Genomic DNA, 15143 nt, shown 5'->3' on the forward strand with positions numbered 1-15143 from the left:
TGGATAGCTCAGGCAACTCGACCGTGTTGACTGGTACAGATGGGTCTTACACCTTTAGTAACCTCCCAGAAGGGACCTATGTCGCTGAGTTTGAAGTGGCTGGCATGATTCAAAAGAAACAGTTTGTCATCACAAATCCAAATGTCGGCACCGCGCTTCCAATCAACTCGAAATCCGCACAAAACAGTCCGTATAATACAGCCACAAGCACTTATGGGACAGACTCAGATTTGGATACGCTCCAATCTCTGAGCGGATTATCAGATAGCACGCAGCTCAACTACCTCACAAACGATACTTATCACATGCAATACGCCAACCTTGATGTGGCGCAAGGAGAGATTTATCTTTTGAAGTTTAAGTTAGGCACGACAGCAGATACTAATAATGACGGAAGTCCAGATATAGATAGTAACTATCATCTGACCCAAGGAACTCCACTTCCGGGTGCTAGCTTTAACCTGCTTGATAGTAGTGGTGCTCTTGTCCAAAGCCTCACGACAGATGCTTATGGACAGATCCACTTTACCAATGTCGCACCAGGCAACTATAGCCTAGTTGAAACCAAGGCACCAGCTGGATATGAGCTTTTGAAAGCTCCGATCTCAGTGACGGTGGACATGAGTAAAAACAATGGCACGATGGTCGTCTATGCGGCAGATGCGCCGATGACGGTCTTACCATTTACAGGCGCAAATGGACCGATGGGAATTCTCTTAATCATCGCCTCAACCCTTCTTGTCGCAGCAATGGGACTCGTCATCTCTTATTATTATCGTCCAAAAAGACAAGGGTAAGTTAAAAAAGTTCTGTCAGCACTGACAGAACTTTTAGTTATCTTTTTAACGCCATGATTCGGGTAGGAGAAGTGCTTTTTAAAATATTCTTTAAAATAAAACTTGTAAATGAGTACAAGAGATGATATAGAAGTTATGGAGTAGATAGAAGTGAAAAATAAGGATGAAATGAGTGAATTTAAATTATTTTTTAGAATTATTTCAAATAGAAATAAACTCTTGCATATCTGTTGAGTTTAAGTTTAGCTTATGATATATTGTAATCAAATGATAAGTATTACTGAAAAGAACATTAAAAAAAGGAGTTGAAATAAATCAAATGAGATGAAGGAGAAGGCAATTGAAAAAATTAAAATTCATAGTGCTGAGTGGTTTTATCACGCTATTGTTCATCGCTGGGTCCAATTTTGTTCATGCGGATAGTGCGAATTTTACTGTTCATCCTAATATTGGTGAAAATCAGGTTGGTGAAAGTTTTGGATATTTTAATGTGTTATTAAAACCTAAACAATCACAGCTACTTACCTTTACACTCTACAACAATAAAACTGAACCCATCAAAGTATCAACGACTTTTGGGACAGCTTTTACAAGTCAGTCTGGAAATCCGGGATATACGCCTGATTTAGTCAAACCAGATCCTTCTTTAAAGATTAATCTCAAAGATTATGTCACGCTTCCTCGTGACGTGACAATTCCTGCCAAGTCAAGCGTGATTGTTTCTTCACGATTAACGATGCCAGATCAATTATTTAGCGGTGTGATTGCTGGGGGATTTAATTTTGAAGCGGTATCGAGTGCTTCAGATCACGCACAAAAAAATGGCGTATCCATCACGAATAAATATCGTTATGTTTATGGTTTAGTTGCTCAAAATTCACTGAATAAAGTTGATCCAGTACTCACTTTAGGTCATGTTGGTGCCAATCAGGTCAATCAAAGAAATGTCATCACGGCACATTTGACGAATACTGAAGCGGCATATTTGATGCAAATGAATACGGATGCTACAGTGACGAAATATGGGGATAAAAAACTGAATTATTCTTATCATAATGCCATGATGGAAATGGCTCCTCAATCAAGCTTTGATCTCGCCATTCCAGTGTCGATCCAAGGGGTACTTAATGGAAAAACATCTGAACCTCTTAAACCTGGAAAATATCATCTCAAAATGGTTGTTTTTGGGGGTAAGGATGACAAAGGAAATTATCAAACGTTGCTAAATGGAAAGGTCACGAACTATGATTATCAATGGACCTTTGAAAAGGACTTTAGAATTACAGGTGCGCTAGCAAGTACGCTCAATAAAAAAGACGCAACGGTTCAAAAGTTCACGATAGATTGGTTACTCCTCATTGGCTTTGCCATTATATTCATTCTGCTGTTTATCATTATCATTCTTCTTTTCAAACGTCGTAAAAATGAGGACGACACAGTAAAAAAAGAATAAAAAGGCAAATGATAAGTTAGGATTTAGGAACGTGTTGTTTCGTTTCTGTCTTACGATCACCTGTTGGTGGTAAGGCAGAAGCGGAACAATAGGTTTCTAGGAAAGGAGAAATTTGAGTGAAAAAGATCATTGTTGCTGTCTTACTCCTATTTTTTGTAGGACATCCGCCACGTGCTGATGCCCAAACTACGGATACGGTGACGAGTACAACAACGGTGACGTTTATCGCAAATCCTAACTTGCCTAAACCTCCCGCTCCAGGACTTTTGTCTGACAGTAATCCGGTAAAAGTCACCGATTCAAAAGGAATTCTCCCTCAAACTGGAGAAAATCAAGTCTCTTTTGTTCCTCTTGGATCATCTCTTATTCTTTTAGCAGTTTTGCTCTATTTCTATAAAGAAAAGGGCGTAACGCACACACTTTTACATCAAGAAAGGAAGAACACCTAATGAAAAAAGGTTTCACACTCTCTGCGGCAGCTTTGACTGCACTTACTGTTTTTGCTACTGCAAGCGCTGCTTTTGCTGATACTGGTGCTGTAACAACACCAGGTGAAACTTCAGCAACGACACAGTGGACATCAAATACTGGTGTAACATTTAATGGACCAGATGACACTACAACGCTTCCAGATGTGACAGTCCCTACTGTACCACCAACTACAATTACACCTCAATCAGGTGCTCTTGCAATTGATTATGCAACAGATTTTGATTTTGGTGTCAATCAAATTGATGGAAGCACAACCGACTTTAAAGCATTAACACAAGCAGATACTACAAAGTCGAATTCACAAGCGTCTCCATTGGTTGCTTTTCATGACTTGGACGGAACAAATACGAGCTTTACCATCTCTGCAACAGCTTCTGGACTTTCAGGATTGACTAGCTCAGTCATCACTCTTGGGGCAACAAGTTTTTCAAACATTAGTGGAAATGATGCTACAGATACGACAAGTCTTACAGATAGTGCCTCAAATCATGTCCTTTCAAACCAACCTCAAGTGCTTGTTACAAGTACAGGAGCAGTTTCTGGATATTATGCTGATCAGTTTGCAGATGCAACGTTATCAGTACCTGTCGCCAATCAAACGGCAGGAAATCACACAGGAACTATTACTTGGAATTTGACAGTCGCTCCTTAATAAACAGCAGAAACAATGAGTTAGGGGGTTCTTAAAAAGAATCTCCTAATTTTTTTAGAGAGGAAACAGCAATGGTGAAATTAAACAACTTACTTAAAAAGTCAACACATATCGGCGCAAGCGCCTTACTTTTAGTAAGTACTTTGTTGCCAACTCTTGGAATCGTTCCAATATCACAGGCACTTGCAGCGACAAACGCTCCAACAACAGGAGCGCAAACTCTACAACCAAGTACCTATGACACCTACGATACTGGAAATCATAGTTATAGTAATGGTGAATTTGATAATAATGCCAATTACGATACAGGATCAACAGACGGGCATACTGTCCCAGATGGAAATTGGTTTGACTTGGTAAAAAATACGGGAAACACTGTTGGTTATGCTGTCTTTAAAGGTTCTTTGGGGACATCCTATGCGGCGTCAAGTGCAGGATTCACGATTACAGCAAATCACAAAATCGAAGTAAATCTCCTCAATCTTATCACAAGTACTAACATATATGCTTCAGGAGATGCGTTAGGATTTATCTTAACGCCAGCTTCCACAGCGCAACTTGCAGCAAATGCGAGGAGTGCAACAGGTCCAAATCTTGGGATTTCAGGTCTGCCCAATAGCTACTTTTTAGGACGGGATTTGTATTCAAATTTGTTGGATAGTAATGGAAATTCACCTGGACCTGATGGAAGTAATTTATCCAATTTATGGACAGATGGTGCAGGAGATGTGATCGCAATTCGAAATACCTCGTCTGCTGGTGTTCTTACTCCTGTACAATATCCAAATCTTTCAACTAGCGAATCAGGTTATCAAAGTACGACAAACGGTTCTGCATTTTCTGAATGTAGTGCCAATACCTCTGGTTTAACATCGAGTTATACTCAGGAAAATATCAGTATCAAATGGGTGCCAGATGCAACAAACACCGCTACAACTGCTGGATTTAACTCAGGAACGCTGAGTTATACGATTACGACACCCGATACTGCTTTAATTGGAAATAATAGTACAACAATTACTTTAAGTACAAAAACAAGTCTTCCAGACTCCATGTCAGTTGGTTTTATTGGTGGTACGGGTGGACATTATGGAAACTTATCTGTCAGCCTAAATGGCGCAACAGGAAGCGCACCGCGAGGAACATCGAGCGTTCAGGTCAATTATATCAACTCCCTCACTCAGCAACCCATCGCTTTAATGCCCCAATCGACGATTAAAGCCAATGCTTTTGATGCAGTTGGTGTCCTTGCCCCAGGATCAACGCCAACAACCACGACAAATGGGATTAATAAAACCTATAATTTTGTAGCACCAGCAGCACCTGCAGGATATTCAGGAACGACGTCAAACACTGTCACTGTACAAAATTTTTCATCAGGCACTACAAATCCAAACGTCATCAATGTCCAATACACACCAAATACAGAACATGGACAAGTAAGTTATTACTATACACCAGGAACACCTGGCACAGCGGCTCAATCCGATGGTTACGGTCACACCTTTGCCACGCCGTCAACAAACGTGACAGCATCAGGATATACTCCGGGGAAGGCAGACACCTTACCAATGAGCCAAAGTTTGTCTGGCGGGACAGATACACCCATTTCGTTTAGTTCACAGACAATCCCAGCTGGTTACCACATTGACCATATCATCGGTCCAGATAACCAGAGTTACGCGAGCTTTTCAGCCGCACTTGCTGCCAATCCAAACTATACGCCTGATACAAGCAATGGTGGCACAAATCTAATGGCAAATAGTTTTGTAGCGGTTCTCGCACCAGATAGCCACTCGGCAACGTATCGTTACACATACGCTTCAAATACTCCGGGAACAAATGGCAATGCTGGAAATACAGCACCTAGCCTTCCTGATGGTTCGACTTTAGATCAAGCAGGAGTAACGGGGACCACAAATACGGATCCAACATCAGCAATGTCTGCACTTCCTGCGGGCTATGCGATTACAAGTATCATTGACCCATCAACCGCAAGCAACTCAACTGGAAGTATCACCAGTATTTTAGGAAATTTTCCTTATATTTCAACAAATTATAATAATTTTACTGGAACTGGGGCGATGTTTACTGGTGTAGATAGTAGTTTTGAGTTTGTTGTGTCTGCTCAGGTGCAATCAGGGACTGTAAGTTATACTTATCTTGATGGGACGCCAGGATTTAATGGAACGGCTGGAACTGCAGCAAGTTTGCCGCGTTCCAGTGATTTATCTGGATTGACGAATGCTGTAGAAACACTTCCAAATCTTGAAATTCCATCAGGATATGCGGTAGATCATGTGGTCGCTCCAGATGGGAATACTTATGATTCGATTGCAGCAGCACAGACAAGTTCGATCACAAATGCGTATTTTAATGCAAATGATAATGACTGGACCATTGTTTTGAAAGCACTTGTCCAAAGTCCTCAGTTGATTACGAATTTTGAGGGAAGTGGAAATTTGCCTGATCAAATCACAATCCCTTTTCAGGATGCTTCTGCTCAAACATGGACAGCAGCGACTGGATCGGAGATTCCAGAGGCGATTATTACGGCGACGCAAAATGCGATGAATGCAGCTTTGGCGGGATATAATAACTGGTATGCGGCTTATTATACGGGACCAGACGGGAATACGCAGAGTAGTTCATTTTCGAGTGCAGTAGAGCAAGCAGGAGGTTATGTGCTTGGGATTGCAGGAGATACGTATGTTGAGGTGCTTAATTATGAAGGTACAATTTCATTTACTGCTCCAGCATTGATTGACTTTGGAACACATCTGATCAGTGGGGCAACTCAAAATTTGGCGGGGCAAATGAAAGCGAGTGATGGAAGTTCACAAGCTGTTGTGGTCACAGATGATCGAGCCGAGCCGAGTACAGGAGCGCTTTCTTGGACGCTTAGTGTTGAGCAGACAAAAGTTATTTCTAATGCGCTTGGAACGCTGACGTTCTTGGATCAAATGATGTGTTTTAATGGTTCACCATTGCTTTTAAATGTTCCTTTGGTGGTAGGAAGCGATGCGGCTTCTAGTACTGGAAAAATCACAAATGTGCTTGCGGCAAATAGCCAAGCGTTTACGCTTCAAGTGCCTGATGCGCTCCAAGTACCCGACGCGAATTATCAAGGGGAGGTCACATGGATTTTAACGACTGCTCCGTAAATGATTTTTATCGCGTGTATTGGCAAAATCGTGTGGGAAATTCTCACACGATTTTTTGATTAAAAAATGGAATTTTGAGGAGGATATCAAAATCTGAGCATCATTTCTGATCGTATTTAGTTTTGTGATGCGTTTTATCTGAATTTTTTATGATTCAGAGATTTTTTATTTTATCTCGTAGATGAGTGGAGGAGATTTTTCCGCGCGGAAAATAAAAGATTTCTAGCTCTGGGAATGCGTCTTTCAAAGCGTCAAATTTGCCGAGCCAGTTGTCGCCCATGACGAAAGTCGAGACGTTAAACGCTTTGATATACTTGGCTTTGTCCTCCCAGCTTGCCTCGGGGACGACTTTATCCACGCAGCGCAGTGCCTCTAGTATCAGCTTGCGCTCAGCATAAGGTTGCAGCGCTTCTTTGTGTTTTTTGGCGTTAAAATCGTCGGTCGAGCACATGACAATCAGGCGGTCGCCAAGGATTTTTGCGCGCTCTAGGAGCTGGATGTGACTGGCATGGAGGATGTCGAAAGTGCCTGCGGTGAGGATAGTTTTCATGGTAAGATCTCCTTGATGAGCGTGTTTGGCGTTTTTAGGTTGTCATTGCTCAAGAGCTCGGATGTGATTTTGTCAAAGTTGACAGGGCAGATGGGGCTGAGGATTTCGGCAGCGAGGGCGGATGTGGTATATGTGCGGCTTGTGAGACCAACGTCTGCCGCATCGAAATAAAAGCCGATTTTCTGTGCGTAATCCGCTTGGTCCTCGGTGAGGCAGATGATTTTTCTGTGCAGATGCGCAAAGTCAAACATGGCGGAGCTGTAATCGCTGATGAGAATGTCAGATAAAAGCATGAGCTCTTGAATGTCTGTGCTTTCGTTGAAAAAGCAATGGATGCGCGGGTCAAGTTTTGCATAGTATTTGCGGAGCGCGGTTTCTAGCGGATGGAGCTTGACGATGAGCGCGTAGTCATCGGGCAGAAGCGCCATGAGCGCTTTCAGGTCAAGCTGGGTAAGTGTGCGACGGTTGTCACGGCGCCAGGTCGGGCAAAAGAGGATGAATTTCGTCGCAGGATTGTAGGGGCGATTGAGCATTTTTTCGTAAATCCGCTTTCGCTCAGCATCGTCGTTTTTATGGGCGAGGAGGTAAGCGTTTCTGGGGGCGCCTGTTTCGAGGATTTTCAGGTGGGTGTTTTCGGACAGATGAAATGCGGAACGCAGGAGCTGTGTATTGTAGTGGCTACTCGTGATGAGACGGTCCCATTTTTTCATGCGAGGCGAAAAAGCGTGTGCTTCTTGCGTGCGCTGACGGGGATTTTCGAGGTCGTTGACCATTTTCTTTAGTGGAAAGCCATGCCAGGTCTGGACAATGGTTTGACCGTGGATTTTTTCGGCTTTGTCGAGCGTGTTGCCATTGACGATGATGGTTTTGCACTGATGAAAAACGTGCAGATAGCGCGTTGAGCCAATCCGGAGCGTTTCAAAGCCCGCATTCCAGATTTCGACATCGACGAGGGCGTTGACAGAGCTGACGAAAATCCGTGCGTTCGGGCGTGCCGCCTTGATTGCCAGTGCCAGATATTTCGGGTCGCCTGAAAAATTACTGCCGTGAAAACTCTCGATGAAGATCCAGTTGTCGTGAAGCTTGCCTTCGGGGACGACTTGCGTGAAGAAATCGGCGAGCTGGACGCCCAACTGACGGACGCGCGGCTTCACGATGACTTTGCCGACGAGTGGAAAACGGCGAAGCTGGGTGTAAATGTTGCGGAAGGTCAGAAAAACGTTGCTGGTCTCGCTGTTTGTCAGCGCTGACCGGAGTTGCTCACGTCTGACAGCGCTCAAACGATGCGTCAGCTGTCTGTCAAATTTGACAGGTGTCTGAATTTCGCGCGCTAAGCCCTGATAGAACTGGCCGACATTTTCTAGGAGCTTGTGGCGATTGCGCGCGGTCGCGGCAGGATGTGGCAGGGTTTTCGTTGCGCGTATCAAAATCTGCGCGTCCGCGGTCAACTTCCCACTCAGCCAGAAAAGATGGTCCATTTCGCCAAAGTTCTCCTTGATGACGCCGTCATCGCCTGCGGTTGTCACGACGAGCTGCCCTTTGGCGAGAGCTTCTGCGAGCGAATAGCCGAACGTCTCAAAGCGACTGGTCGAGAGGTAAATGCTGTGTGCGGGCGGATTTTCGGCATTGATGAACACGTGCTGCTCAAGTCCGTAATAGCGCACAAGCGTGTGGTAGAGCGTGTCTGCGGCACCAGAGCCTCTGATATAGAGCTTGAACTCCCGCTTTTCGATGTGGACGAGGTAATCCCAGAGCCTGAGCGCGTAGGAAATGTTTTTTTGCTGCTCATCAAAACGGACGGACATGGTGAAATTTTTTGTCAGCGCTGCTGGAATTTCTGTCAGCGCTGACAGGTGCTGGGTCGAGACGTGCAAATCAAAGACACGGTCAAAATGGAATTTCCTGATAAAATCCGCTTTGATTGTGGGCGTTGCGACACGCAAGCGGTCAAAATACGGGAAAAACGCAGCGCTATCCTCATCAACATTGGCAAGCCAGGTGTGAATCTCACCCAAAATAAACGCGTGCGGGTAAGTGCGGCGCAAGAGCTCCGCCAACGCAAACAAACTCTCGCGGCTGATGAGGAAAATGTCTCGGCAGCGTTCGTTACGCGAAGCCTCTATCAGCGCTGATAGGGGTTGAAAAGTCACCTCAGAAAGCGCTGGATTGTCCCGTTTGAGACTGCTGAGCTGTGTGCGGCTAAACGCGAGCTGATTGCTGTAAACGAGGGTAATGTCAGGCCTTGCGGATAATTCCGTCAGCAGATTGATGTTGGCGCGGCTCGTGCCGCCTAGGCCAAAAATATTGTAACCAATGAGATGAATGTGGGTCATAGGTAGTCCCCCATTCGCTCGCGCAGCCCGTAGTGGACGTGGGTCGCAAGCACAAGCAGCAAAAGCGTGACCAGCCAAAATGACAGGCCAGCGCTAGCTTTTTCCCAAAACCACGTCGTCCCAAACACGCAATCTCGAAAACCCGCGATGAGGTAATAGAAAGGATTGTAAAGCTGCAGCTGGCGCAGCCAAGCGGGGATGATGTGGAATTGGTCGAGTGAGAAAATCGCCCCCGAGCCGTACATGAGAAAGCGAAAGCCGTAGTTCAAAAAGAAGCGCATATCGGGGAAAACCACGAGAATGCTGGAGTTTATCAGGCTGACGGCCAGCGTAAAAAGGACGAGTGCGGGGAAATAATAGAAAAATTGCAGCAGATGAGCAGTCGGATTGTAAGCACTTGCGAGTGCCAGCCCAAGGCTAACGACGAGCGCGATGACAAGGTTTGTCAGAAAACCAATCAGCGCGGACAGCGGCAAAATTGACAAGGGAAATTTCATTTTTGAGACCATGTGAAATTGCTGACGAATGCTGAGCGCGCCCGTCACCATCGTGTTTTGCATGAAGCTATAGACACCAAGCCCGATGAACATCCAGGGCAGCGCCGGAAAATCTGGCACCACGCGCTTGAAGAGAAGACCGAAAATCACATAGTAAATCGCCAGCTGAAAAAGCGGGTCGAGCAGCTCCCAGAGTCTGCCCAACTTATGTTGGAAATTTGCAGATTTTGTGCGGTAAGTTGAAAGATTGAGGGCGATGCGGAAATACTTGAATTGGTCAAAGAAAAAGTGTGCAAGCGGAAAAATCCAACCTGACGGTGTCCCATGAAATTTTTGGAGCTGACGACGGATTTCACGGGTCATCAGGTCGTTGTCAGTACTGACAGAACGATTTTTAGTTAAGTTGATTTTTCTGTCAGCGCTGACAGAAATTTTTGATTCTTTGACAAAACTTTCATAGCGTTCACATACTTTATTTGCGGGTCCAAAGCTTTTTATTCTCCCCTCATCAAGCCAAATTACCTTATCGCACCACTTTTTGATCGTTGCCATTGAGTGACTGACGAGTACGATCGTTTTTCCAGTTACACGAAATTCTTGAATTTTACGGAGTGATTTTTCCATAAAACTAGCATCTCCCACAGATAAGGCTTCATCAATGATGAGAATATCAGGGGTTTGATGGACCATAATCGAAAAGCCAAGTCTTGCTTTCATCCCAGTGCTGTAGGTTTTGACAGGAGCATCAATAACGTCCAAGAGTTCCGAAAAATCAATGATTTCAGGCATTTTCTCTATAATTTCACGCCGCGTCATTCCAAGCATGAGTCCTTTGAGTTGAATATTCTCACGCCCCGTCAAATTTTGCTGAAGTCCTGCATTAATCGCAAGGATTGAAACGTCACCAGAAATTCGAAGTTTACCAGCAGAAGCAGTCAGTTGATCGGATAATATTTTCGTTAATGTTGATTTTCCAGCACCATTTTTCCCAATGATCCCTAAGCACTCTCCATCCGAAAGCATAAAAGAAATATCAGACAACGCAAAAAAGTCTTGCGCGTCCTGTCGTAGCGACAATTTACGTTTTCCCACTGAGAATTTTTTATAAAGGTGTTCTGCTTGAATTTTTAGCATCGCTAACTTTTTCCTTTCCAAATGATTTTTGTCGTTGAAAATGAAAGACTTCTCATTTTTATTGAATACTCTCTTTATTTTATCACATAATTTCAAGAAATAGTAATTTTTAATGTACGATTAACGACACATTTTTAGAATTTTTTCGCTGATTATTTCCTTTCTTTGCATCAGAATGTTTTTTTTAAGAAAAGGGACTTTAGATTTAGAAAAAAATATGATAAAATAGACCTGTAATTGAGAATAAAGACAAAAAGGATGATTATGGATTATAAAAAGTTATTTTTCAGATTAAATGAAAAACTAGCCCAAAATAATTTAACGCTTCATTTGTCCTGTGTTGGTGGCTTTGTGCTTGAATATTATGGACTGAAAGCCACAGATGATATTGATGCTTTTTATGATTCTTCAGATAAAATAGAAGAATTAATCAAAGAAGTCGGGATTGAATTTGGTGTGGGGACTGAAAAAGAAGTTTGGTTGAACCACGCGATTGGAAATATATTGTCATTAGGCGCGAGTCCTCAGCGCGAAACGATTTATCAAGCAAGTCATTTGACTGTCACAATCTCATCTTTAGAGGAGATTTTAGTCGATAAAATCGAAGCAGGACGAGCAAAGGATATTCCTGATATTGCAAAAATTATGAAATACATTGGAATGAAAACACCAGATTCGCTTTTAAAGCAAATGAAAGATTATGCGTCAGGTGAAACGAATCCTGCGATTATTCTTGAAGCATATAGTATGGCTTATGGAGAAGAAGCATTGAAAAATTATTTAAGAAAGAATCCAGAATTATTGAGGTTGTTGAGATGAGTTGGACAGATTATTTTATTCATGCAGCAAAGAAGTCACAATGGGATATTGAGTTGTGGATGCGATACCTCAACAAAGCGATTCAACGGGATCAAAACAGTTTAAGTTCGAGGGATCTTGAAATTCTTTTAAAAAGCGATGTGTTGACTTCGTTTCAAAAAGTTTTCCTTGAGCTTGCTTGCGAAAAAGGAACGACACCGTGGCAGATGACAGTAGAAATGTCTGAGCCATCTCATTTTAATCATTTGAATGCCATCATTAATGAATTAGCATAAAAAAAATAGCCCTATGGGCTTTTTTTATGCAATGATTTCTTCAAGTGCTAAAAGACGATTTTTGACATCCTCAGCAGTGAGATGATGTTTTAGGATGTAGCGATTATTGGGATGCATGCGACAGTCGTGTGAGCAAGAACCGAGATATTTATACTCATTTTCTTTAGAGCAAAGCATTTGACGATTGCACTCAGGATTACCACAGTTGATGTAGCGTTCACACGGTGTCCCGTCAAACCAGTCTTTTCCTACAACAATCTGTTCTTTATGATTGATTGGTACTGAAATTCGGCTATCAAAAACATACATCTGACCTTCCCAAAGATCTCCTTGAACTTCAGGATCTTTTCCGTATGTCGCAATGCCACCATGAAGCTGGCCGACATCATGAAACCCTTCACGAACAAGCCAACCTGAGAATTTTTCGCAGCGAATTCCACCTGTACAATACGTTAAAACACGTTTATCAGCAAATTCTTCTTTGTGATCAAGAATCCATTGTGGAAGCTCACGGAAGTTACGAATGTCTGGTCGAACGGCATTTTTAAAGTGCCCCAAATCGTATTCGTAGTCATTTCTGGCATCAATGACGACAGCATTCTCATCTAGCATGGCTTTTCTGAATTCAACTGGAGAAAGATAAGTTCCAGTGGTTTCAAGTGGATTAATGTCTTCTTTTAAGCTGAGATGAACGAGTTCATTTTTATAACGCACGTGCATTTTTTTAAACGCATTTTCATCTGTAGAATCAATCTTAAATACCATTTTTTCAAAACGAGGATCGGCGTGCATCAAATCAATATACGCATTCGTTTGTTCAATCGTTCCAGAAACAGTTCCATTGAGCCCTTCATCGGCAACAAGAATTCTTCCTTTCAAACCGATAGCTTTACAATCGGCCAAATGTTTTATGGCAAATTGTTCGGCGTTTTCAAGTGGGACATATTGATAATATAAGAGTACTCTATAATCTTGAGTCATTTAGTTTATTGCTCCTTGGTCTAATAAAAATGAATTAAACAAAATTAACCTCATTCTAATTTAGCTGTTTTTTATAAGAAATGCAAAAGTATAGCTTGTTATTTAAGTCACAAAAAAGATTTAAACTAATTAATAAATGTATTATAAAGCGCTAAAAACTTATTTGAAAACGTTTGTCACGAGAAATTAACGGAATTGTTTGTTAAATTCTTGCATTTTACAAAGATTTGGAATAGAATGTATTGTATAACTAAAAAGAGGGTAACACTATTGAAATTTACACATAACAATAAATCAGAAGAAGTTGAACTCAATAAGTATTCTAAAGTTCTGACTCAAGATCCAACTCAGCCTGCAACACAAGCGATGTTTTATGGCATTGGATTTAAAGATGAAGATTTTGATAAAGCTCAAGTTGGGATTGTCAGTATGGACTGGGAAGGAAATCCTTGTAACATGCACTTGGGTCATTTGGGGACCAAGATTAAGAACTCAGTAAATCAGACTGAGGGACTTATCGGGTTGCAATTTCATACGATTGGCGTTTCTGATGGGATTGCTAATGGAACTGAAGGAATGCGCTATAGTTTAGTGAGCCGGGAGGTCATCGCTGACAGTATTGAAACAAATGCTGGTGCAGAATATTATGATGGCATTGTTGCTGTTCCTGGATGCGATAAAAATATGCCTGGATCCATTATTGGGATGGCGCGCTTGAATCGTCCGTCTATCATGGTTTATGGTGGGACGATTGCTCATGGTGAGTACAAGGGTGAGAAGTTGAATATTGTCTCTGCTTTTGAAGCACTAGGGCAAAAAATCACGGGTCATATTTCTGATGAGGATTATCATGGGGTGATTTGTCACTCTATTCCTGGTGAGGGTGCTTGTGGTGGAATGTACACAGCAAATACTTTGGCGACAGCCATTGAAACTTTAGGGATGAGTTTGCCCTATTCTTCTACAAATCCTGCAGCGGGTCCAGAAAAACAAGCAGAGTGTTTATCGGTTGGTGCTGCGATTAAAAACTTATTAGAAAAAGACATCAAACCAAGTGATATCATGACCAAGGAAGCTTTTGAAAACGCAATTGTCATTATTATGACCCTTGGTGGATCTACAAATGCTGTATTGCACCTATTAGCTATGGCAAAAACAGTGGGAGTTGATTTGACGCAAGATGATTTCCAAAGAATTGCAGACATCAGTCCTGTGTTAGGTGATTTCAAACCTTCAGGAAAATACATGCAAGAAGATTTCCATCAGATTGGTGGCTTGCCTGCTTTGTTGAAATACTTGCTTAAAGAAGGAAAATTGCACGGAGACTGTTTGACCGTAACAGGAAAAACGTTAGCTGAAAATGTTGCAGATGCAAAAGATTTGGATTTTGAAGCTCAAGATGTCATTCATCCGCTTGAAAAGCCAATCAAAGCAACGGGTCATTTGCAAATTTTGTATGGTAATCTGGCAGAAGGTGGATCTGTAGCGAAGATTTCTGGAAAAGAAGGGGAACGCTTTACTGGCACTGCTCGTGTATTTGATGGAGAGCAAAAATTTATCGAAGGAATTGAAACGGGACGATTGCACGCTGGAGATGTCGCTGTCATTCGAAATATCGGACCTGTAGGTGCTCCTGGAATGCCAGAAATGTTAAAACCTACCAGTGCTTTAATTGGTGCAGGGTTAGGTAAATCTGTTGCACTGATTACGGATGGTCGATTCTCAGGAGGGACGCATGGCTTTGTTGTTGGACATATCGTTCCAGAAGCAGTCAAGGGTGGTTTGATTGGATTGGTTGAAGATGATGATATTATCGAGATTGATGCCGTCACAAACAAAATAAACTTAAAAGTCTCTGACGAAGAAATTCAAAAACGTCGCGCCGCCTATGTTGCTCCCGAACCTAAAGCAAAACACGGGGTGTTGTATAAATATGCGCAAACAGTGAAACAAGCAAATGAAGGATGCGTCACAGATTTTTAAGTTTTAACATAAT

General features: G+C 42.5%; 12 protein-coding genes and 1 pseudogene. 8 read left to right on the forward strand and 5 right to left on the reverse strand.

What is annotated here, in order from left to right:
• The 5 genes from GHI93_RS09890 to GHI93_RS09910 form a co-directional block, all read left to right on the forward strand.
• Positions 1 to 797: prealbumin-like fold domain-containing protein (locus GHI93_RS09890; protein WP_246177076.1), on the forward strand; the 797-nt coding region annotated here is incomplete at its 5' end.
• A gap of 340 nt (positions 798 to 1137) precedes the next feature.
• A complete protein-coding gene (locus GHI93_RS09895) occupies positions 1138 to 2250 on the forward strand; it encodes a WxLIP family cell surface protein (RefSeq protein WP_153496900.1) in 1113 nt (370 codons plus the stop codon).
• Between the two features lie 116 nt (positions 2251 to 2366).
• The gene (locus GHI93_RS13245) at positions 2367 to 2699 is read left to right on the forward strand and encodes an EF2685/EF0750 family sortase-dependent surface protein (RefSeq protein WP_153496901.1); all 333 of its coding nucleotides are present in this window, start codon (positions 2367 to 2369) and stop codon (positions 2697 to 2699) included.
• Positions 2699 to 3394, forward strand: a complete 696-nt coding sequence (locus GHI93_RS09905) for a WxL domain-containing protein (RefSeq protein WP_153496902.1) — start codon at positions 2699 to 2701, stop codon at positions 3392 to 3394. The genes GHI93_RS13245 and GHI93_RS09905 overlap by 1 nt, the downstream gene beginning before the upstream one ends.
• Positions 3395 to 3465: 71 nt before the next feature.
• Positions 3466 to 6558: a beta strand repeat-containing protein gene (locus GHI93_RS09910; protein ID WP_153496903.1), complete on the forward strand. Its 3093-nt coding sequence runs from the start codon at positions 3466 to 3468 to the stop codon at positions 6556 to 6558.
• A 154-nt stretch (positions 6559 to 6712) separates the two neighbouring features.
• On the opposite strand, the gene tagD is transcribed toward GHI93_RS09910, so the two are convergent.
• From tagD to GHI93_RS13255, 4 genes and pseudogenes are all read right to left on the reverse strand, one after another.
• Positions 6713 to 7108, reverse strand: a complete 396-nt coding sequence (gene tagD, locus GHI93_RS09915; protein WP_153496904.1) for a glycerol-3-phosphate cytidylyltransferase — start codon at positions 7106 to 7108, stop codon at positions 6713 to 6715.
• Complete coding sequence (locus tag GHI93_RS09920; RefSeq protein ID WP_153496905.1) at positions 7105 to 9441, reverse strand: CDP-glycerol glycerophosphotransferase family protein; 2337 nt, start codon at positions 9439 to 9441, stop codon at positions 7105 to 7107. The genes tagD and GHI93_RS09920 overlap by 4 nt, the downstream gene beginning before the upstream one ends.
• Positions 9438 to 10244 carry an ABC transporter permease gene (locus tag GHI93_RS13250; protein ID WP_343030359.1) on the reverse strand — a complete coding sequence of 269 codons (807 nt, stop codon included), beginning with the start codon at positions 10242 to 10244 and terminating at the stop codon, positions 9438 to 9440. Before GHI93_RS13250 ends, GHI93_RS09920 begins: the two co-directional genes overlap by 4 nt.
• Positions 10245 to 10595: 351 nt before the next feature.
• Positions 10596 to 11072: pseudogene (locus GHI93_RS13255) on the reverse strand (ABC transporter ATP-binding protein); the annotation flags it as partial.
• A gap of 264 nt (positions 11073 to 11336) precedes the next feature.
• Between GHI93_RS13255 and GHI93_RS09935 the strand changes: the two are divergent.
• Complete coding sequence (locus GHI93_RS09935) at positions 11337 to 11891, forward strand: DUF6036 family nucleotidyltransferase (protein WP_153496906.1); 555 nt, start codon at positions 11337 to 11339, stop codon at positions 11889 to 11891.
• On the forward strand, positions 11888 to 12166 hold the full coding sequence (locus GHI93_RS09940; RefSeq protein ID WP_153496907.1) for a hypothetical protein: 279 nt from the start codon (positions 11888 to 11890) through the stop codon (positions 12164 to 12166). Before GHI93_RS09935 ends, GHI93_RS09940 begins: the two co-directional genes overlap by 4 nt.
• Positions 12167 to 12190: 24 nt before the next feature.
• Here GHI93_RS09940 and trhO read toward each other — a convergent pair whose 3' ends face one another.
• Entirely contained in the window at positions 12191 to 13147 is a 957-nt protein-coding gene (gene trhO, locus GHI93_RS09945; protein ID WP_153496908.1) for an oxygen-dependent tRNA uridine(34) hydroxylase TrhO, read from the reverse strand.
• Between the two features lie 237 nt (positions 13148 to 13384).
• On the opposite strand from trhO, the gene ilvD reads away from it, so the two are divergent.
• Entirely contained in the window at positions 13385 to 15130 is a 1746-nt protein-coding gene (gene ilvD / locus GHI93_RS09950; RefSeq protein WP_170272432.1) for a dihydroxy-acid dehydratase, read from the forward strand.
• Positions 15131 to 15143: the final 13 nt, after the last annotated feature.

Origin of the sequence: Lactococcus hircilactis, assembly GCF_009601015.1 — a bacterium.
Classification (GTDB): domain Bacteria; phylum Bacillota; class Bacilli; order Lactobacillales; family Streptococcaceae; genus Lactococcus; species Lactococcus hircilactis.

Bases quoted from the DNA above. Each gene is read 5' to 3' on its own strand.
- ilvD (WP_170272432.1), top strand. From the start codon at position 13,385: ATGTATTGTATAACTAAAAAGAGGGTAACACTATTGAAATTTACACAT.
- tagD (WP_153496904.1), bottom strand. From the start codon at position 7,108: ATGAAAACTATCCTCACCGCAGGCACTTTCGACATCCTCCATGCCAGT.
- GHI93_RS09910 (WP_153496903.1), top strand. From the start codon at position 3,466: ATGGTGAAATTAAACAACTTACTTAAAAAGTCAACACATATCGGCGCA.
- GHI93_RS09905 (WP_153496902.1), top strand. From the start codon at position 2,699: ATGAAAAAAGGTTTCACACTCTCTGCGGCAGCTTTGACTGCACTTACT.
- GHI93_RS09935 (WP_153496906.1), top strand. From the start codon at position 11,337: ATGGATTATAAAAAGTTATTTTTCAGATTAAATGAAAAACTAGCCCAA.
- GHI93_RS09940 (WP_153496907.1), top strand. From the start codon at position 11,888: ATGAGTTGGACAGATTATTTTATTCATGCAGCAAAGAAGTCACAATGG.
- trhO (WP_153496908.1), bottom strand. From the start codon at position 13,147: ATGACTCAAGATTATAGAGTACTCTTATATTATCAATATGTCCCACTT.
- GHI93_RS09920 (WP_153496905.1), bottom strand. From the start codon at position 9,441: ATGACCCACATTCATCTCATTGGTTACAATATTTTTGGCCTAGGCGGC.